The organism is Caballeronia sp. LZ024, from assembly GCF_031451455.1.
Taxonomy (GTDB): domain Bacteria; phylum Pseudomonadota; class Gammaproteobacteria; order Burkholderiales; family Burkholderiaceae; genus Caballeronia; species Caballeronia telluris.
On record NZ_JARUXL010000004.1, the window covers coordinates 1,221,362 to 1,241,057 of the forward strand.

Annotated in this window: 18 protein-coding genes; 6 read left to right on the forward strand and 12 right to left on the reverse strand. The window is 64.5% G+C overall.

Translation table 11 applies throughout. The features are described 5' to 3' along the window. Positions 1-14: 14 nt before the first annotated feature. From QCE48_RS27875 to fae, 4 genes are all read right to left on the reverse strand, one after another. On the reverse strand, positions 15-1,373 hold the full coding sequence (locus QCE48_RS27875; protein WP_309783729.1) for an MFS transporter: 1,359 nt from the start codon (positions 1,371-1,373) through the stop codon (positions 15-17). Between the two features lie 106 nt (positions 1,374-1,479). After that, positions 1,480-2,916, reverse strand: a complete 1,437-nt coding sequence (locus QCE48_RS27880; protein ID WP_309781732.1) for an NAD-dependent succinate-semialdehyde dehydrogenase — start codon at positions 2,914-2,916, stop codon at positions 1,480-1,482. After that, positions 2,913-3,950, reverse strand: coding sequence for an aldo/keto reductase (locus tag QCE48_RS27885; protein WP_309781733.1), 1,038 nt, complete (start codon positions 3,948-3,950; stop codon positions 2,913-2,915). The genes QCE48_RS27880 and QCE48_RS27885 overlap by 4 nt, the downstream gene beginning before the upstream one ends. Positions 3,951-4,001: 51 nt before the next feature. Further along, entirely contained in the window at positions 4,002-4,529 is a 528-nt protein-coding gene (gene fae, locus QCE48_RS27890) for a formaldehyde-activating enzyme (protein WP_309781734.1), read from the reverse strand. Positions 4,530-4,777: 248 nt separating this feature from the next. Between fae and QCE48_RS27895 the strand changes: the two genes are divergently transcribed. Beyond that, on the forward strand, positions 4,778-5,254 hold the full coding sequence (locus tag QCE48_RS27895; RefSeq protein ID WP_309781735.1) for a hotdog domain-containing protein: 477 nt from the start codon (positions 4,778-4,780) through the stop codon (positions 5,252-5,254). A gap of 90 nt (positions 5,255-5,344) precedes the next feature. Here the strand turns inward: QCE48_RS27895 and QCE48_RS27900 are convergent, their stop codons facing one another. Together QCE48_RS27900 and QCE48_RS27905 are read right to left on the reverse strand one after the other, a co-directional pair. Further along, the gene (locus QCE48_RS27900) at positions 5,345-6,208 is read right to left on the reverse strand and encodes a VacJ family lipoprotein (protein WP_309781736.1); all 864 of its coding nucleotides are present in this window, start codon (positions 6,206-6,208) and stop codon (positions 5,345-5,347) included. Next, positions 6,205-8,874, reverse strand: coding sequence for an MMPL family transporter (locus tag QCE48_RS27905; RefSeq protein WP_309781738.1), 2,670 nt, complete (start codon positions 8,872-8,874; stop codon positions 6,205-6,207). Before QCE48_RS27905 ends, QCE48_RS27900 begins: the two co-directional genes overlap by 4 nt. Here QCE48_RS27905 and QCE48_RS27910 point away from each other — a divergent pair. Both QCE48_RS27910 and QCE48_RS27915 read left to right on the forward strand, forming a co-directional pair. After that, positions 8,873-9,007, forward strand: a complete 135-nt coding sequence (locus tag QCE48_RS27910) for a hypothetical protein (protein ID WP_309781739.1) — start codon at positions 8,873-8,875, stop codon at positions 9,005-9,007. The genes QCE48_RS27905 and QCE48_RS27910 overlap by 2 nt on opposite strands. A 129-nt stretch (positions 9,008-9,136) precedes the next feature. Then, complete coding sequence (locus tag QCE48_RS27915; protein ID WP_309781740.1) at positions 9,137-9,751, forward strand: ABC transporter substrate-binding protein; 615 nt, start codon at positions 9,137-9,139, stop codon at positions 9,749-9,751. A gap of 13 nt (positions 9,752-9,764) precedes the next feature. Here QCE48_RS27915 and QCE48_RS27920 read toward each other — a convergent pair whose 3' ends face one another. Both QCE48_RS27920 and QCE48_RS27925 read right to left on the reverse strand, forming a co-directional pair. Next, the gene (locus tag QCE48_RS27920; RefSeq protein ID WP_309781741.1) at positions 9,765-10,403 is read right to left on the reverse strand and encodes a response regulator transcription factor; all 639 of its coding nucleotides are present in this window, start codon (positions 10,401-10,403) and stop codon (positions 9,765-9,767) included. Then, entirely contained in the window at positions 10,393-11,814 is a 1,422-nt protein-coding gene (locus QCE48_RS27925) for a cache domain-containing protein (protein WP_309781742.1), read from the reverse strand. Before QCE48_RS27925 ends, QCE48_RS27920 begins: the two co-directional genes overlap by 11 nt. A 185-nt stretch (positions 11,815-11,999) precedes the next feature. Here QCE48_RS27925 and QCE48_RS27930 point away from each other — a divergent pair, with 185 nt between their 5' ends. Beyond that, positions 12,000-14,090 (forward strand): carbon starvation CstA family protein, encoded by a 2,091-nt coding sequence (locus QCE48_RS27930; protein ID WP_309781744.1) that lies wholly within the window; start codon positions 12,000-12,002, stop codon positions 14,088-14,090. Between the two features lie 32 nt (positions 14,091-14,122). Beyond that, positions 14,123-14,317 (forward strand): YbdD/YjiX family protein, encoded by a 195-nt coding sequence (locus QCE48_RS27935; protein WP_309781746.1) that lies wholly within the window; start codon positions 14,123-14,125, stop codon positions 14,315-14,317. Positions 14,318-14,403: 86 nt separating this feature from the next. Here QCE48_RS27935 and QCE48_RS27940 read toward each other — a convergent pair whose 3' ends face one another. The 3 genes from QCE48_RS27940 to ispH form a co-directional block, all read right to left on the reverse strand. Further along, positions 14,404-14,655, reverse strand: coding sequence for a hypothetical protein (locus QCE48_RS27940; RefSeq protein ID WP_062637576.1), 252 nt, complete (start codon positions 14,653-14,655; stop codon positions 14,404-14,406). A gap of 193 nt (positions 14,656-14,848) precedes the next feature. Beyond that, positions 14,849-16,003, reverse strand: a complete 1,155-nt coding sequence (gene hpnH / locus QCE48_RS27945; RefSeq protein WP_309781751.1) for an adenosyl-hopene transferase HpnH — start codon at positions 16,001-16,003, stop codon at positions 14,849-14,851. A gap of 11 nt (positions 16,004-16,014) precedes the next feature. Then, on the reverse strand, positions 16,015-16,977 hold the full coding sequence (gene ispH / locus QCE48_RS27950; RefSeq protein WP_309781754.1) for a 4-hydroxy-3-methylbut-2-enyl diphosphate reductase: 963 nt from the start codon (positions 16,975-16,977) through the stop codon (positions 16,015-16,017). Positions 16,978-17,397: 420 nt separating this feature from the next. Between ispH and QCE48_RS27955 the strand changes: the two genes are divergently transcribed. Further along, positions 17,398-18,597 carry a glycosyltransferase gene (locus QCE48_RS27955; RefSeq protein ID WP_309781755.1) on the forward strand — a complete coding sequence of 400 codons (1,200 nt, stop codon included), beginning with the start codon at positions 17,398-17,400 and terminating at the stop codon, positions 18,595-18,597. 35 nt (positions 18,598-18,632) lie between these two features. Here QCE48_RS27955 and QCE48_RS27960 read toward each other — a convergent pair whose 3' ends face one another. Beyond that, the gene (locus QCE48_RS27960) at positions 18,633-19,628 is read right to left on the reverse strand and encodes a GlxA family transcriptional regulator (RefSeq protein WP_309781757.1); all 996 of its coding nucleotides are present in this window, start codon (positions 19,626-19,628) and stop codon (positions 18,633-18,635) included. Positions 19,629-19,696 lie beyond the last annotated feature (68 nt).

The window sequence follows — 19,696 nt, forward strand, 5'->3', positions numbered from 1 at the left end:
GCCATTTCGCCCGCTCAGCCGTGGCTCGCATCCCGCAGCGTCAGGTTCTTTGTCTCCGGCGCCCACGCAATCGACACGATCATCCCGATCAACAGGACGCCCGCCAGCGCCATCATCGTCGCGTGAAAGCCGAATCGCGCGATGCCGACCGGCAGCAGGAACGTGCCGATCGCGGAGCCTAGCCTGCTGCATGCAATAGCCAGTCCGACGCCGCATGCACGCACTTCCGTCGGGAAGCACTCGGGTGGAAACACGCCGACGAGGTTGCTGAACGCCGACATTGTCAGCGTGAAGACCGCGAACGCAAGGATCATCGCGAGCGCGGCCGTCGACGGCAACACGCTCAGCGCCACGAGCATCGCGCACGTCACGGCGAAAGAGCCGATCAGAAAGTGCCTGCGCGGCAGCTTGATCGTGAGCCAGATGCCGAGCACCGCGCCAATGACGAGGATCGCGTTCAGCAGCAGGTCGGCGCCGAAGCCTTCGCTCAGTCCGACGACCTTCAGAATGGCCGGCAGGAAGGTATAGATCGCGAAATAGGGAATCACGAGACACACGAAAAACGCGCAGTTGAACACCGTGCGGCGGATCAGATCGCGGCCGAACAGACGCGCATAGCCGCGTTTGCTGTTGTGCTCGTCGATTGCGCTGTCTGCGTCGAGCGTGACGTGGGCGCCGAAGTGCTTGCGAACGATGTCGTTCGCTTCGGCGGCGCGTCCCTTGCCGAGCAGCCAGCGCGGTGACTCCGGCGTGCCGATGCGCAACAGGAGCACGATCAGCGCGGGCGCCGCCGCCGATGCCAGCAGCCAGCGCCACGCGTCCGGAACGGCGTTGCCGTAGCGCAGACCGAGCACGTTCGCGGCCACGTAGCCGATCGTCCAGACGACGCTGAACGAACCGAGCAGCGCGCCGCGATGCTTGCGCGGCGAGAATTCCGCGAGGATCGCGTGACCGACGGTGAAATCGCCGCCCATGCCAATACCGATCAGGACGCGCAGCAAAAACAGTTCGACTGGCGAGGTGGCAAAGAACTGCAAAAACGCAGCGAGCGTGATGATGACGAAGCTTGTCAAAAAAATGTGTTGCCGCCCCAGACGGTCAGAAAGCCAACCGAACAGCAAGCTGCCCAGAAAGATGCCGATCAGCGCGGAACTGCCAATCGCGCCCATCCAGAACGAATCGAGCGGAATTTGCCGGTTCAGCGAGGCTAGCGCATAACCCACCGTGCCGAGCGCGTACCCCTCGGTGAAATGCGCGCCGAACGTCAATCCCGCGATCTTGATGTGAAAACGGTTGAGCGGCAGATCGTCGAGCGCGACGGGATCGGTTGGATGATGCGGGTCCAACGTGGCGATGGACCGCTGGGCGACCATTCCTGGCGTGGTGACTGGACTGTCTTGTTGGCTCATCGGCGTCTCCTTATATTGCGTTCATGCGACGGACGCCCACGCATCGGAGCGCGGCGCCAGCCGTGGTGACTCAGCGGCCGAGACCGCTGATCATCATGTATTTCAGTTCGACGTATTCATCGAGCCCGTACTTCGATCCTTCGCGGCCGAGGCCGGACTGCTTGACGCCGCCGAACGGCGCGACCTCCGTCGAAATGATTCCTTCGTTGATGCCGACCATGCCGCTTTCAAGCGCCTCCGCGATGCGCCACGTCCGGCCGAGATCGCGTGTGTAGAAATACGCGGACAGGCCAAATGGCGTGTCGTTGGCGCGTTCGACGACTTCCGCCTCGGTTTCGAAGCGAAAGCACGCGGCGACCGGACCGAAGGTTTCCTCCTGCGCGATGAGCATCTCTTCGTTCGCTTCCGTGAGGACGGTTGGTTCGTAGAATGTGCCGCCGAGCGAATGCGGCCGGCCGCCGGTCAGAACTGTCGCGCCATGCTCGAGCGCGTCGTCTACATGCTTTTGCACTTTCGCAAGCGCCGCTTCGTTGATCAGCGGCCCCTGGTCCACTTCGCCCTTCAGCGCCTCACCGACGCGCAGCTTAGTGACCGCTTCGGCGAGGCGCCGCGTGAACGCGTCGTAGACGCCGTCCTGCACGTAGAAGCGGTTCACGCACACGCACGTCTGCCCCGTGTTGCGGAACTTCGATGCCATTGCGCCCTGCACGGCAGCGTCGAGGTCGGCATCGTCGAAAACGATGAAAGGTGCATTACCGCCTAGTTCGAGCGAAAGCTTTTTGAGCGTCTCCGCCGACTGCGCGGCGAGCAGCTTGCCAACCCGCGTGGAGCCGGTGAACGAGAGCTTGCGGACCACCGGCGACGCCGTGAGCGTGGCACCGATCGCGACGGGATCGCCGGAGACGACGTTGAAAACGCCCGGCGGAATGCCCGCCTCTTCGGCGAGTACGGCGAGCGCGAGCGCCGAGAGCGGCGTTTCCTCCGATGGCTTCAGCACCATCGTGCAGCCCGTGGCGAGCGCCGGACCCGCCTTGCGCGTGATCATCGCAAGCGGGAAATTCCACGGCGTGATCGCCGCGACGACGCCGACGGGCTCGCGCGTGACGATGATCTTCGAATCGGGCTTCGGGCTGGGAATGACGTCGCCGTAGCTGCGTTTGGCCTCTTCCGCGAACCATTCGAAGAAACTGGCCGCATAGGCCACTTCACCTTTGGCTTCGGCGAGCGGCTTGCCCTGCTCGCGCGTCAGCAGTTCGGCGAGCGCATCGCGGCGAGCGAGCATCAACTCTCCCCAGCGCTTCAGGCGCGCGCCACGCTCTTTTGCCGTCAACGCGCGCCATGCGGGAAACGCTTTCTGCGCCGCGTCGATGGCTTGCCGCGTCTCTCGTGCGCCTGCCTTAGCGACGTCCGCGATGATTTCGGCCGTCGCCGGATTGCGCACCGGATAGGTTTCCGCGCTTTGGATCCAGGCGCCGTCGATGTAATGACCCTTGCGAACCAGCGTCATGCCGCCTGCTCCAGTGCGTGAGCGAACATGCCCTCGGCCGGGCGCGCTTCGCGCGCGATGCGGCGTCCCGCCGTGTAGTCGTTGATCAGGTCGCATGGCGTGTAATTGCGCTCGAGTTCGAAGATTTCGTCGGCGTCGAGTTCGGTGCCGAGCGCCGCGAGCGCGCTGTCGAACTGGGCCGGCGAATCCGCGCCGACCAGCACGCTCGCAACGCCTTCCTTGCGCAGCACCCAAGCCTGCGCGATCTGCGCCGGACTCACGCCGCGCCGTGCCGCGACGCGGGCCACCGACGCCGCGATCGCCCGAGAAGCGGCGTCGCCATACATCTGCGCGGTGAAGAAGTCGGTTTGATTGCGCGTGGACGACGCTTCGCACGTGAGCAGGCCGCGCGCGAGCGGACTGAATACGGAAACGCCCACTCCTTGGTCCGCGCAATACGGCATCATCTCGCGCTCTTCCTCGCGGTAGGCGAGGTTCAGTTGCAATTGCATGTTGATCGGCTTGTGCCAGCCGTTGCGCTCGCACACCTGCATGATCTTCGCCAGTTGCCACGTAAACATCGTCGACACGCCGATGTATCGAGCCTTGCCCGCACGCACGATGTCGTCGAGCGCGGCCATCGTTTCCTCGATCGGCGTGTGCACGTCGAAGTAATGCAGCATGTAGATATCGACGTAGTCCATGCCGAGGCGTTTGAGCGACCCGTCGATGCCGTCCATGATGTGCTTGCGCGAGTGGCCGCCCGCGTTCTGATACGCGCCCATGTCATAGCCGACCTTCGTCGTCACGACGATTTCCTCGCGCCGCGCGAGCCGCCCGAGAATCCGCCCGACGACTTCCTCGCCCACGCCCGTGGAGTAGAAATCGGCGAGGTCGATGAAGTTGACGCCCGCGTCCAGCGCGTGACGCACGATCGGTTCGCTTTGCCGTTCGTCGAAGATCCAGGGCTTCCACTGCGGCGTGCCCATGTTCATCGTGCCGAGGCACAAACGCGACACCTTCAGGCCCGAATGGCCCAGGCGAACAAATTCCATTGCTGTCTCCGAGGCCGGAACGCGTTCCGGCTAGTGTGGTCCGGTTGCGCTTCAGCGCACATTGGGCGTGTAGAAAGGATTCGATACGTCGCGTGCCGCCGCGAATACGTCGCTTTTCTTCGGCAGGCCGAACATCGCGGCCTTGATGGCGGTTTTCGCGGCGAGAAAGTTGTTGCGATAGACGGCGTCGAGATCGTCGGCTTTCGGGTTGACCCAGTTGGCCGACACGACTACCCATTCGTTCTCCGCTTCGGGCGGCAGCGTGCCGTCTTCCAGCGACTCGACGACGGCCTTCGCGATGCCCGCCTGTGATGCGCCCCAGGTCGCGTTGCCGTGAAATTCGCCGTTGATCTGCGCTTTGTTGACGTACAGCGTGAGCGGCTTGGCGGGCACGCCCGGGCGCGCGATCACGACGAACGGCGCGTGGCCGGCGGAAGGCGTGGCGAGTGCCGTGGCGAACGCCTGGCCCGCCGGTCCGCTGCGCGGGCCGACAAGCACGTTGATATGAGCGAGATTGACGCCGGGGCCTTCGAAGCCCTCGCCGATGAAAAGCTTTGCTGACTGGTCGTTTCCTGACATCGCACGGTTCCGTTTCGGTTCGAAATGAGGTGAACCGATTGTGCGAGAAGAGACGACGAAGGCTGGATCGATGATTTTTCCGCCTCGTTATGAGCCGGAGTCATGTCCGGGAAGCCCCCTAAGCCATGAGCGCGGGCGGTCTTGCTTTCTGCGGGTTAACCCTCATATCTGTATAATCAGGGAAAACCCTTATTCGTGACGTGCGACAAGATGCTTGTCGGCGTTCAATGGCAGAGAGAGGTACCGCAATGAATTTTCACACCCGCAAGTGGGTCAAGCCCGAAGACCTGAATCCCAACGGCACGCTGTTCGGCGGCAGTTTGCTGCGCTGGATCGACGAAGAAGCCGCCATTTACGCCATTCTTCAGCTCGGTAATCAGCGCGTGGTCACCAAGTTCATGTCGGAGATCAACTTCGTCAGTTCGGCAAAGCAAGGCGACGTGATCGAACTCGGCATGACGGCGACGCATTTCGGCCGCACGTCGCTCACGTTGCGCGCCGAAGTGCGCAACAAGATCACGCGCAAGAGCATCCTGACTGTCGAGAAGATGGTGTTCGTCAACCTCGATGAGAACGGCGAACCCGCGCCGCACGGCCGCACGCAAATCCGCTATGCCGACGAGCTGTTCGAAGCGTACCGGCGCGGCCGCGACGGTGCGATCGAGGCGCCCAGCGCATCCGACGACGAAGCGCGCCGCATCGAAACGGCCGAAGTAATGCACTGAGCCGTTCAGGCCCAGAAACGCGAAAGGCCCGGCTGGCGTTTCGCCAGTCGGGCCTTTGCTTTTTGCTTTCTGCTCCGAATCAGCGTCGCGTCATTTCGCAGCCGGCGCCGCACCCGGGTCTTCGTAAGTCGGCAAGCCTTGCGCCTTGCTGCCGCCGCCCGACTCACCCGGCGCGCCCGGCACCGCCGTCGCACTCCCGCCTTCCGGCGCGGCGGCGCCCGTGTCGTCGCCGTAATCGGGCAGGGTCGCGCTGCCGCCGCCCGTCAGCAGATACTGCCGGCGTTGCGTATACGCGTCGCGCACGAACGCGTATTTGTCGAGCGCCGCCTGCGACAGAATATCGGTCGCGCCGATCAGGTCGGCCCGCGCGCTCACGAAGTTCAGGCCGAACAGCAGATTACGTGGAAGCGGGTCCAGATACGTGACCGGATCAAGCCGAAAGGCGACGAGCCAGTTCGTCGCATCGCGGAACGAACTCGGCCCGAAAATCGGCAGCACCAGATACGGCCCTGACGGCACGCCATAGTGCCCGAGCGTCAGCCCGAAATCCTGGTGATGCTTCGGCAAGCCCGCCTGCGACGCGATGTCGATCAGCCCGCCCATGCCGAACGTCGAATTGAAGGCGAAGCGCACGAAATCCTGCGTGGCGTCGGTGATCTTCAATTGCAGCAGGTTGTTCGCGAAATTGCCGATGTCGCCGAGATTCGAAAAAAAGTTGCTCACCGCCGTGCGCAGCGGGCTCGGCGTGACGTTCACGTAGGCCTGCGCGACGGGGCGTGCGACGTATTTGTCGACGCCGTCGTTGAAGCCGAAGATCGCGCGGTTCATCGGTTCGAGCGGATCGCCGGGATGGCGGTCCGCGCCGGTTGCGCACCCGGCGGTTGCCAGAACACCTGCGATGGCGACGCTCACCCCGAGCGTGCGGATCGTTCCGGCAGCCAAAGCCCTTCTCATTCTTCAATTCCTCTTAAGTTATCGTGTCGTTGGGCGGCCCGCAGATTGGCCCGCTCCGTCGCGCGGACCTTGCGCGGCTTGCCCATCAGGACCGGCTGAAACACCACCGCGCCGATCAGCGTGCAGAAGAGCGACAGCGCGAGCAGCCGTCCCATGCTCGACGTTCCCGGATGATGCGAAAACCACAGGCTGCCGAACGCGGTCGCCGTCGTCGCCGCGCTGAACATCACGGCGTGCGTGAGGCTCGACTGCAACAGACGCGTCTGGCCGGAGCGCCACGCCATCACGAAATAGATCTTGAATGCCACGCCGACCCCGAGCATCAACGGCAACGCGATGATGTTCGCGAAATTGAGCGGCATGTCGAAGACAACGCACAGTTCCAGCGTGACGATCGCGGAGACGAGCAAAGGTATCAAAGTTCTTAAAACGTCGCCAAGACGACGCAGCGTGATCCACAACAGCACCGCGATGGCGAGCAGGGAAAGCGCCGCCGCCTGCTGGAACGCCTTGATGATCGTCTCGGCCGAATGGCGGACGGAGATCGGCCCGCCGATGGCGTCCGGCTCGGCTTTCTGGACTGCATCGGCGAAACGGGCGAGCATGCGGTCGTCGTTCTGGTCGACGCCCGGCGGCACTTTCGGCGACACCTCGACGAGCGCCTGGCCGTCCGGCGTCACGAAGCTCTCGGCGAGCGAGTGCGGCAATGTCGCGCGGGTAATTTCCGTCGGCTGCAGCAGCGCGCGCAATTGCGCGAGCGCGAGCCGCAGCGGCTCGGCCATCGCGTGCTCGGCGCGCTCGCGCGTGGCGGCGTCGGCCTCTGCGAGCTTCGCGAGCGTCCTGGACAAATGCTTCGCCTGTTCGTCGCCGGGACCGGGATGCTCGTCGGCGGCGAGCGACAACTGGCTCGACAGGCGCTTCAGCGCCGCAACCCGCACCGCATCCGTGACCGGCGCCGCGACCGGCTGGTTCAGCGCGGGCAGCAACTGCGCGGCGGCCGCGCGGATCAGGTCGAGCTTTTTCGGCTGGTCGGCGGGGATCAGCGAATCGAGCGTCGTCACGCGGCCGACTTCGGGCAATGCGCTGAGTTTCTCGCCGATTTTCTTCGCGTCCGCGAGCGACGGCGCGAGCACGGCGACATCGTTGACCGACGCCTCGGGCGCGTCCTTCAGTGCGATCAGCGTCGCCATCGACTGGGTGTGCGGGTCCTTCAGATGTAGCGGATTGAAGTCGAAGCGCAGGTTCAGCAGCAGCGGCAACGCGCCGATCACGATGATCAGCGTGCCGATCAGCACGGGCTTGCGGTTGCGGTCGAGATATTCGTCGACGGGCGCGAGCGCCGGGAAGCCCGGCGCGTCCGGCTCGCCAGGCGGCGCGAACACTTTCAGAAGCGCCGGCAGCAGCGTCATGTTGGTCACGAACGCGACGATCATCCCGACGCCCGCGATCAGCCCGAGTTCCGACACGCCGCGATAGGCGGTCGGCAGGAACGAGAAGAAGCTCGCGGCGGTCGCGGCGGCGGCGAGCGTCAGCGGCACGGCGACGTGCCGCGCGGTTTCGGCGAGCGCGACATCGAGCCGTCGATGCCGGTGGCGTTCCTCGCGATACCGCACGCCGAACTGGATCCCGAAATCGACGCCGAGCCCGACGAACAGCACCATGAACGCGACCGAGATCATGTTGAGCGCATGAACCATCAGGAGACCGAGCGCGGCCGTGATCGCGAGCCCGACGAACACCGTGACGAACACCGCGACGATCATTTTTCCCGAGCGCAGCGCGAGCCAAAGGATCACCAGCACGACGATGAAAGTTGCCACGCCGTTCAGCACGGCGCCGTCCTTGACCGAGGCGAATTCCTCGTCGGCGAGCGGCTGGGCGCCCGTCAGCCGGACCGCCGCGCCGTATTTCTGCGCGAGGCCGAGTTCGTTCGCGGTGGCGCGGATCGCTTCGGAGGCGCCCGCGCCGGCTTCGAGCGCGTTGTAATCGAGCATCGGCTGCACGGTCACGAATGCATATGCGAGCTTGCCCGAACCCGGCGAAGCCGACGAATCCGCGAGATTGCGCCACGAAAACGCGGCTGGCTGGTTTGCGAGCACGCGGTCGAGCACGGTCGCGCTCTGGTTCAGCAGCTTCGACATCTGCCCGAGCGTCACCTGTCCGAGTTGCAACGGCAGGTTCAGGCTCGTGTTGAGCGTCTGCGCGAGTCCGGTGAGCGACGGGTCGTGGGCGAGCGCGTTGATGAGCGGCCGCGCCTCTCCGAGCTGCTGCGTCGTTTGCGCGACCTTCTCGGCCGACAGATAAAGCAGGCCGTTGTGCTCGAAGAAGTCGCCGCCCGAAGGCTGCGATACCGACTTGAAGCGGTCCGGATGCTTCTCGAGTGCGCCAGCGAGATCGTTCGCGGCGGCTTCGGCGAATTCGGGCGCTTCGGCCTCGACGACGACGAGCAGCGTCGAGCCGCGCTGCGGGAACGCTTGGTCGATCGCGTGACTGCGCGCGGCCCATTCCGGCTCCGTTTCGATCAACTGGCTGACGTCGGTGCTGATCTTGAAGTGATGGACGACGTAGATCGAACTCAGCACGGCCAAGAGCAGCGATACGACGATGATCCACGCCGGCCGGCGAATGGAAATCGTGACGAGGCGGGTGAGGTGGGACGTCAGCATGAAGACGGGTACCGTTGGTGCTGCTTTTAAAGTGCGGGATGTGCTGGACAAATCCGCGCGTTCGGAAAACCGCGAGCGCGCACAGCCGGGAACGGCGCAAGTATACCGGGCGGGGCAGGAAGCGCTCCGGTGAACTGTCGGCGCGCGGGCGAGTCGATATACTGGCTTGCAGCCGTGCCGCATGCCGGCTTGCCGCAAGCCGCGCCGCGCTGAAAACCCATCAAGCCCGCGCGTTCAACTTTCCATATAGAGAACGGGTTCCATGAAACGCTATCTGTCTGTTTGCTTCGCTTTCCTTGCCGCCTCGCTGTTCTTTTCCGGCGAAGCCTTCGCCCAGGCGAGCCCCGACGGGGTCGTGAAAACCGCCGTCGAAGGCACGGTCAACGCGATGAAAGCCGACCCCCAAGCCCGCGGCGGCGACATGGCGAAGATCACGCAACTCGTCGAGACGCGCTTCGTGCCCGCTACCGATTTCGAGCGCATGACGCGCATCGCCGTCGGCAAGGCCTGGAGCACCGCCACGCCCGAGCAGCAAAAGCAGCTCTACGAGCAGTTCCAGAAGCTCTTCGTGCGCACCTACGCTTCGTCGCTCGCGCAGTTGCGCGATCAGGACGTCAAATTCGTCTTCGATACCCCCAAGGTTGACGCGAGCGCGAAGGACGTCGTCGTCGAATCCCACGTGATTTCCACGGGCGGCGACAACCCGGTGCGCTACCGCCTCGCCAAGGGCGCCCAGGGCTGGAAAATCTACGACATCGACATGATGGGCGCGTGGCTCGTTCAGGTCTATCAACAGCAGTTCGCGGGCCAGTTGTCGAAAGGCGGCGTGGATGGGCTCATCAAGTTCCTGACCGAGCACAACGCGCGCTCCGAATGAGGCGCATCGGCGTTCAGGTGCGGCGGTGTTCCACCGCGAACTTGATCAGTTCCGCCTGACCGTCGATGTCGAGCTTGCGCTTCAGGTTCAACCGGTGCGTTTCCACCGTGCGCACCGACAACCCATGCTGCTGCGCAATCTGCTTGCTCGACAACCCTTCGGCGAGCGCATCAAGAATGTCGCGCTCGCGCGGCGTCAGGCGTTCGAGCGGCGTCTCGGCGTAGCGCGCCTGGATCATCCGCATCGCGAGGCCCGCGCTGAAGAAGGTTTTGCCGGCGAGCACGGCGTCGATCGCCTGGAGGATTTCGGTCGCCGGCGAATCCTTCAGCACATAGCCGCTCGCGCCCGCCCGCACCGCTTGCGTCACGTATTCCGCGTTGTCGTGCATCGACAGCATCAGCACGCGAATCGCCGGAAAACGCTCGTGAAACAGCGCCGCCAGTTCGATTCCGCTCATCCCCGCCATGCCGACGTCCATTAGCGCGAGATCGGGCGGATTGGCTTCGTCGGCGGCGAGCGCGAGCGCCTCGGCCGCGTTGCCCGCCTCGCCGATCACGGTAAGATGCGGCGCCGCTTCCAGCCGGGCGCGGAGGCCGTCGCGCACGAGCGGATGGTCGTCGATCAGCACGAGGCGCGCGGGATCAGTGGTCATCGGTCAATCCTTGCAGGGTGGGAACGGCGAGCGGCAGCGGCACCTTCGCGGCGATCACCGTGCGCCCGAGCTGCGACGCGATCGATAGCGTCGCGCCGAGCGCATCGAGCCGCTCGCGCATGTTGCGCAGGCCGACGCCGCTCTTCGGATCGACGAGCGCGGCGTCGACGTCGAATCCTTCGCCATTGTCCGCGATCGTGAGCGTGACCGCGTCCGGCGCGAGGTCGAGCGTGAGCAGGGCGCGCGTCGCCCTTGCGTGCCGGACGATGTTCGTGAGCGCTTCCTGCGCGATGCGAAACAGCACCGTGTTGACTGCATCGGGCAACGCGGGCGCCGCGCTCGCGGGCGTGTGCGTCACCGATTCGAAGCGCACGTCGAGCGCGCCCTGTTCGCCGAGTTCGCGAGCGAGCTGCTGGAGCGCGGCGGCGAGACCGAGGTCGTCGAGCATCGCGGGGCGCAGCGCGTGCGAGATTTGACGCACCTCGCGCAGCGTGTCGGCGAGGCGGCCGAGGCTGGTGGAGAGCGCGGCTTCGGCGGCGGGCACGCGCGTTTCGCCGTTCTCGAAGCGCGCGAGCGCCGACTCCAGCAGCAATTTCACCGACACCAGCATCTGGCTGATGCCGTCGTGCAGTTCGCGCGAAAGGCGCGCGCGTTCCTGTTCCTGCGAATCGACCACCTGCCGTGCGAGGCGCTTCAACTTGGCGTCGGCGCTTCGATGCTCGCTGATGTTGAGCACCGCGCCGCACGCCGCGATCACGCCGAGCGCCGCCAGCGCGATCGTGAAAATCCACATCACGGTGCGCTCGATATGCGCGGCCGCTTGCTCGTCGATGCGCGCGAGCGTCGTCTCGACATCCTCCAGATAAATGCCCGTGCCGATCATCCAGCCCCAGCGTTCGAGCGGCACGACATAGCCGAGCTTCGGCGCGAGCTTGCCCGTCGACGGCCGGCGCCACACGTAGCGCACGTAGCCGCCGCCGCGCGACGCTTCGGTGACGAGCTTCTGGATGGTGAGCGCGCCCGCCGGATCGCGCATTTCCCACAGATCGCGGCCGACCAGATCCGGCTGGCGTGGATGCATCAGCGAAGTCCCGTGCATCGTGTACGCGAAAAAATAGCCGTCGGCGCCGAAATCGAGTTGCTGCAGCGCGTCGAGCGCCTGCTTCTGGCGCCGTTCTTCTTCGGCGGGCGTGCCGGCGGGCGCGTCGTAGAACGGCGCGATCGCGCTCTTCGCGATCTCCACGTAATGCCGCAATTCGATTTCCTTGCTCGACATGTACGCGGACTGCATTGTCGCGTGTTGCGACTGCGCGAGGGTCGTGGCTTGCTGGCGCACGCCATACTGGATGCCGCCGATCGCGAGCGCGAACGGCACGATCGCGAGCAGAAAGATCTTGGCTTTGAGATTCATGTCGAGCTTGATGGACGGCGCGTTCCGTCTTCCTACGTAATTTTACGTAGTTGACTTACGTAGTTGTCCGCTTGTAAGGGCCGCGGCGAAGGCGAATACTACACGCCCATGGCGCCATTGGCGCACTACGTCCGCTTTGTCAATCGGATACGGCGGGTACTTCAAACTAAAAGACAGGAGACACCATGAATCGGGCTTCCGGATTCCTGGTCTGGATCGCGATCGCGCTGCTCGGCGCGTTCTCTTTCGGCACCATTGCGCTCGCGCACGGGGAGCGCATCAGCGCGCTCTGGGTCGTGATCGCCGCGGTCTGCGTGTATCTGATCGCTTACCGCTTCTATTCCCGCTTCATCGCCAGCAAGGTCCTGCAACTCGACGGCCTGCGCATGACGCCGGCCGTGCGCCACAACGACGGCCTCGACTACGTTCCGACCAACAAATACGTTCTGTTCGGCCACCACTTCGCGGCGATTGCCGGCGCGGGGCCGCTCGTCGGGCCGGTGCTGGCCGCGCAGATGGGCTACACGCCCGGCATGCTCTGGATTCTCGCGGGCGTCGTGTTCGCGGGCGCGGTGCAGGATTTCGTCGTGCTCTTCATCTCGACGCGCCGCGACGGCCGTTCGCTCGGCGACCTCGTCAAGATGGAACTGGGCCTTGTGCCCGGCGTGATCGCGTTGTTCGGCGCGTTCCTCATCATGGTGATCATTCTCGCGGTGCTCGCGCTGATCGTCGTGAAGGCGCTGACCGGTTCGCCGTGGGGCACGTTCACCGTCGCCGCGACCATTCCAATCGCGATCTTCATGGGCATCTACACGCGCTATATCCGGCCGGGACGGATCGGCGAGGTGTCGATCATCGGCTTCTTCGGCCTGATGTTCGCGATCGTGTACGGCCAGCACGTGGCGGAATCGGCGACGCTCGCGCCGTTCTTTACGTTCACCGGCACGCAACTGACGTGGATTCTGATCGGCTACGGTTTCGTCGCTTCGGTGCTGCCGGTGTGGCTGCTGCTCGCGCCGCGCGATTACCTCTCGACGTTCCTCAAGATCGGCACGATTCTCGGCCTTGCGATCGGCATTCTGATCGTCGCGCCGGAACTGAAGATGCCGCAGTTCACGAAATTCGTCGACGGCACCGGCCCGGTCTGGGCGGGCAGCCTGTTCCCGTTCCTTTTCATCACGATCGCGTGCGGCGCGGTGTCGGGCTTCCACGCGCTGATCTCGTCGGGCACGACGCCCAAGCTGATCGACAACGAAGTCAACATGCGCTTCATCGGCTACGGCGCGATGCTGATGGAATCGTTCGTCGCGATCATGGCGCTGGTGGCCGCTTCGGTGATCGAGCCGGGCATCTACTTCGCGATGAACAGCCCGGCGGCCGTGCTCGGCACGACCCCCGAAGCCGTCGCGCAGACGGTGACCGGCTGGGGCTTCATGCTCACGCCCGACATGCTGACGTCGACGGCGAAGGCGGTCGGCGAGACGACGATCGTCGCGCGTGCGGGCGGCGCGCCGACGCTGGCGGTCGGCATGGCGCAGATCCTGCATCAGGTGATCGGCGGTCCGGCGATGATGGCGTTCTGGTACCACTTCGCGATTCTGTTCGAGGCGCTCTTCATCCTGACGGCGGTCGACGCCGGCACGCGCGCCGGCCGCTTCATGCTGCAAGACCTGCTCGGCACGTTCAACCCGGCGCTGCGCCGCACGGAGTCGCTGCCAGCGAATCTGATCGCGACGGCGTTGTGCGTCGCGGCCTGGGGCTACTTCCTGTATCAGGGCGTGGTCGATCCGCTCGGCGGCATCAATACGCTGTGGCCGCTCTTCGGCATCTCGAACCAGATGCTCGCGGGCATTGCGCTGACGCTCGGCACGGTCGTGCTGTTCAAGATGAAGCGCGAGCGTTACGCGTGGGTGACGGTCGTGCCGACGGTGTGGCTGCTCATCTGCACGATGACGGCCGGCTGGCAGAAGATCTTCCATCCGAACCCGAAGGTCGGCTTCCTCGCGCATGCGTCGAAGCTGAACGAGGCGCTCGACGCAGGCAAGATCGTCGCACCGGCGAAGTCGCTGGATCAGATGAAGCAGGTCATCTTCAACGACTACATCGACGCGGCGCTCGCCGGGCTGTTCATCTTCGTGGTGGTGGCGATCGTGGTGTATGGTGTGATGGCGGTGATGCGCGCGCGTCGCGAAACGCGTCCGACCGTGCGCGAAACGCCGTTCGAAGCGATCCCCGCCGGCACGCCGACGGGCGCCGCGATCCGCTCGGGACATTGACGGCGCGGCATCGACATCGACAGGAGAACACCATGTTCACCGATCTTCGACAGGCAGGACGGTATCTCGGGCAGGCAATGCGTCTGATGGTGGGCTTGCCCGACTACGACACCTACGTGTCGCACATGCAGGCGACGCACCCGGACCGGCCCGTGATGACCTACGAGGAATTTTTCCGCGAGAGACAGGAAGCGCGGTATGGGTCGGGAGCGGGGAAGTGTTGCTGAGGCAATAGCTATCCGCGTCTGGAATAAAAAAGCGCGACGGCGAAAGCCGTCGCGCTTTTTTTATCCGCGGTGCGAAGGGCAGCGCCTCAAACCTCCGACACCAGCACCACCGCCTTCGCCGACACGCTCTTCGCCGACCTGAGCGCCTTGTCGCGCACGGCGGTCATGTCTTCGACCTCGCTCGAATACCGATAGCTCGCCGGCAACAGGCGGAAGTCGCCGCCCACCTGCGCGGCCTTCGTCTCGCTGAATCCGAGCTTGCGCAACGTCCTGCCGAGCAGCGAGTAGTCGTCGAGATCGGCCTTGCCGAGGTTGATCAGTATGTTGAATTGAGCCATGACTTCCCGTGCATCCTGTCGAAGAGCCGCGAATCGTACATCGGTCGGCGCCTCGCACCCGGACGCATCGACAAAAAGCACCAAAACGAAAGCGTCGCATGCGTCGATCCGCGACACCAAAACCAACGGGCAGATGAAGCCGCCGGTTACGGCGACCTCTTCTGCCCGCGAACTCATCGCATGGTGACGACGCTCAGTGCGCCGTCGCCGTCTGCTTCGCGCCCTTGTTCTTGCTCGCGCGGCCGATCTCTTCCAGCTTGATCTCGACGTGCTTCGAGAACACGAATTCCGCCGGACGCTGCTTGTCGATCGGCAGGTCCTTCGCGTAGGCGCCTTGCGTGCGCGGGCCACGCAGCGACACGCCGAGCGCCTTCAGCGGATGCGCCACGGTATCCATCACCGCCGTCGCTTCGAAACCGCTGTGGACCATGCAGTCCGCGCACTTCTCGTAGTTGCCCGTGCCGTACTTTTCCCACTCCGTGGTTTCCATCAGTTCCTTGAAGGTCTTCGCATACCCTTCGCCGAGCAGATAGCACGGACGCTGCCAGCCGAACACCGTGCGCGCCGGGTTGCCCCACGGCGTGCATTGGTACGTCTGGTTGCCCGCGAGGAAGTCGAGGAACATGCCCGACTGGCTGAACGACCAGTTCTTGCCGTTGTTGCCGCGCTTGAAGATTTCGCGGAAGAGCGTCTTCGTCTTGTCGCGGTTCAGGAAGTGCTGCTGGTCCGGCGCGCGCTCGTAGGCGTAGCCCGGCGACACCGTGATGCCGTCGACGCCCATCGGCCCGAGCGTGTCGAAGAACGCGGCGACGCGTTCCGGGTTCGCATCGTTGAAGAGCGTGCAGTTGATGTTCACGCGAAAGCCGCGGCGCTTCGCTTCCTTGATCGCTTTCACGGCCTTTTCGTACACGCCGTCCTGCGAGACCGAATGGTCGTGCGTCTCGCGGTCGCCGTCGAGGTGGACGGACCACACGAAGTACGGGCTCGGCTCGTAGTCGTCCATCTTCTTTTCCATCAAGAGCGCGTTCGTGCAGAGATACACGAACTTCTTGCGCGCGATGATGCCCTTCACGACCTGCGGCATTTCCTTGTGCAGGAGCGGTTCGCCGCCCGCGATCGACACGACCGGCGCGCCGCATTCATCGACGGCACCGAGGCATTCTTCCAGCGACAGACGCTGATTCAGGATCGGGTCCGGATAGTCGATCTTGCCGCAGCCGTTGCAGGCGAGATTGCAGCGGAACAGCGGTTCGAGCATCAGCGCGAGCGGATAACGCTTGTTGCGCATGAAATGCTGACGCGCGATGTACGCGCCAACCCGGACTTTCTGCAGCATCGGAATAGACAATTGGGTGCTCCTTAATCGTCGCGCGCGGCCGTCGCATCGACCGCGGCAAGCGGTTGCGTCAGTTTCGCGGGGAGTTTGAATTCGACCTTTTCTTCGCGGCCGCTCATCGTCGATACGTCGACGTGACCGAGCGCGCGCAAGGCGTCGATGACATGGTTGACCATTTCCTCGGGCGCCGAAGCGCCCGCGGTTATGCCGACGGTCTGCGCGTTCGCAAACCAGCCCGGCTTCACTTCCGTACCGTCCGCGACGAGATAGCTCGGCACGCCGCTCTCGGCACCGATCTCCCGCAGACGATTCGAGTTGGAACTATTGGTGGCCCCGACCACGAGCAGCACGTCTACTTGGGTCGACAGCTCGCGCACGGCGGCCTGGCGGTTTTGCGTCGCGTAGCAGATGTCGCGCGTGTCCGGGCCGACGATATCGGTGAAGCGGCGCTGCAACGCGTCGATGATGCCGCGCGTGTCGTCCACCGAGAGCGTGGTTTGCGTGACGTAGGCGCAGGGCGTGTCGACAGGCAAGTCGAGCGTGGCGACTTCGGCTTCGCTTTGCACCAGCACGACCTTGCCGGGAATCTGGCCGATCGTGCCTTCGACTTCCGGGTGCCCCGCGTGGCCGATCAGGATCAGCGTGCGGCCTTGCGACACATACTGGCGCCCCTGAACGTGGACTTTCGTCACGAGCGGACAGGTGGCGTCGAGCACGTCGAGACCGCGCGCCTGCGCATCGGCTTCGACGGCCTGCGCGACGCCGTGCGCGCTGAAGATCGCGACCGCGCCGTGCGGCACTTCGTCGAGTTCCTCGACGAATCGTGCGCCTTTGTTCCGCAGATTGTCGACGACGTGGCGGTTGTGAACGATCTCGTGGCGCACGTAGACGGGCGCGCCATGCCGTTCGAGCGCCCGATCGACGATCTCGATCGCACGGACCACGCCCGCACAAAAGCCGCGGGGCTGAGCAAGGATGATACGCATATTCGGGCGAACTCCGACTGGCGCGGGTTTCGGGTGAGCCGGCGCAGGTGCGCGCGGCCATTCGAGTCCGTCTCGTCCGACGAGTCGGGCGGCTGACGGACTCACGAAGACGATCGGTAATAAAGGAACAATTCTTTCAAACTTCGCGTCGAAGTTGACCGCGTATTCTAACGCGTTCGCTTTTTGGATGCTTGTTACGCGCTTATGACGCGGCGAGCCGCGAAATAGATCAATTACTGCGAATCGTAGAACCCAGTAAACTGTCCGGCGTTCCGGCGCTGACCGGTTTTCGTCTTACTCCTGCGCGTCGATTCTGGCGATTCCGGCCGAATGCGGATGGTGTTTTCGGCTGCCGCGCCCTGTGTTCAGCCACGTCGCCGCCGTTGCGCGCAAGCGCATTTTCCGAAGGCTCATTCATTCATGTTACTGATCGCCTGGCTGTCGTTTCTCATCTGGCTCGTGCTCGTGTTCGCGCGCGGCGGGTTCTGGCGCGTGCAGCCCGCCGCGCCGCTCTCGGACACCACGTTGCACGCCGTCGGGAATGCGGAGATCGCGCGGCACGGCGCGTGGCCCGCGCTCGTCGCCGTGGTGCCGGCGCGCAACGAAGCGGACGTGATCGGGCGTGCCGTCGGCTCGCTGCTCAAGCAGGACTACGCGGGGTCGTTTCACGTGGTCGTCGTCGATGACCACAGCACCGACGGCACCGCGGACGCCGCGCAGTCCGCCGCCCACGAACTTGGCCTCGAAGACCGGCTGACGGTGCTGACGGCCGCGCCGTTGCCGGCCGGCTGGTCGGGCAAGGTGTGGGCGCAGTCGCAGGGTATCGGGGCGATCGGAAAGCTCGGCCTGCCCGCGGAGTTCCTGCTTCTCACCGACGCCGACATCCATCATCCCGCCGAGGCCGCGACGCAGCTCGTCGCGCGGGCGATTCTCGAAGACCGCGATCTGGTGTCGCTGATGGTGCGGCTGCGTTGCGATTCGCCGTGGGAGAAGGCGCTGATTCCGGCGTTCGTTTTTTTCTTCGCGAAGCTGTATCCGTTTTCCTGGGTGAGCGACGTGAAGAAGCCGACGGCGGGTGCCGCGGGTGGCTGCATGATGGTGCGGCGCGACGCGCTGGAAGCGGCGGGCGGGATCGAATCGATCCGTGCGGAACTGATCGACGATTGCAGTCTCGCCGCGCGCCTGAAGCATCGCGACGGACGCGACGAGACGCGCCCGATCCGGCTGGATCTGGCGGAGCGCAGCGCGTCGCTGCGTCCCTACGACGACTGGCGCCAGATCTGGAACATGATTGCGCGCACGGCGTTCACGCAGTTGCGGTATTCGCCGTGGCTGCTCGCGGGGACCGTGCTGGGGATGGTGCTGATCTATATCGTGCCGCCGGTGCTGGCGTTGTGGCTCGGGCCTCGGGCGTGGCCGGCGTGCGCGGCGTGGGCGCTGATGTGCATCGCGTATGCGCCGATGTTGCGGTACTACCGTCGCTCGTTGTTGTGGGCGCCGGTTTTGCCGCTTGTCGCGCTCTTCTACGTGAGCGCGACCGTCGGGTCGGCGGTGAGGTTCTGGCGCGGCAAAGGCGGACAGTGGAAGGCGCGCGTGCAGGCGCCGGGGAAGGGATCGTAGCGGACCGCTTGGACGTTAGCCTCGCAGCCCTAGCCTCAAGCCACCATCGCCGGCACCACGGCAAGCGATGGCACCTGCTTGCGCCGCTCCCGCGTGGGCGCCGTCCCAAACGCATCGCGATAGCTCTTGGAAAAGTGACACGCGGACTGGAATCCGCAAGCCATCGTGATGTGCATGATCGACATATCGGTCTGGAGCAGCAACTCCCGCGCGCGTCTCAGCCTTAACATCAGATAGTAATGCGTCGGCGTCATGCCGAGATGCTCGCGAAAGATCCGCTGCAACTGCCTCTGCGACATCCCCGCAAGCCGCGCGAGTTCTTCGCGCGACAAAGGCTCTTCGATGTTGTTCTCCATTAGCGAGATCACCTCGAAGAGCGACTTGTTCGCCGATCCCAATCGCGCCACGAGCGGCATGCGCTGCTGCGCGCTCGTATCCCGCACATGCTCGACGATGAACTGCTCCGCGATCTGCGTCACGCGCGCGGTGCCGACACGCGCGGCAATCAGGTTCAGCATCATGTCGAGCGGCGCGACGCCGCCGGTACACGTCACACGATCCCGATCGACGACGAACAGTTCCTTAAGAAAGCGCGTGTCCGGAAACTCTTCCTTGAGCGCGGACATGTTCTCCCAATGGATCGCGCACGCATAGCCCGCAAGCAGACCGGCGCGCGCGAGCGCATACGTTCCGGTGCAAAGGCTACCAAGCACACTGCCTAGCCGCGCGAAGCGACGCAGCGCTGCAAGATGCGCCGGCGTGGTCTCGCGCTGCACGTCGATGCCGCCGACCACGAACACTATGTCCGGCTGCCCGACGCATTCGACCGGTCCCGTATCGACCGACAAACCATTGCTCGCCGTGACGGGTCCGCCATCGGGACTGACGATCGACCAGCGGTAAAGCGGCTGTCCCGTCAGATAGTTCGCCATGCGCAACACTTCGATGGCGTTGGTGAACGCGATCATCGTGAAGTTGGGAAGCGGCATGAATGCGAAGTGCGACAGCGACGCCGTGCGATCGGGGGACATGGGAGCCGTGATTCCTTGGAATCTGTAGTTTGAGGCCGGCGTGGGGAGCGACGGCTTATTCATTTTGA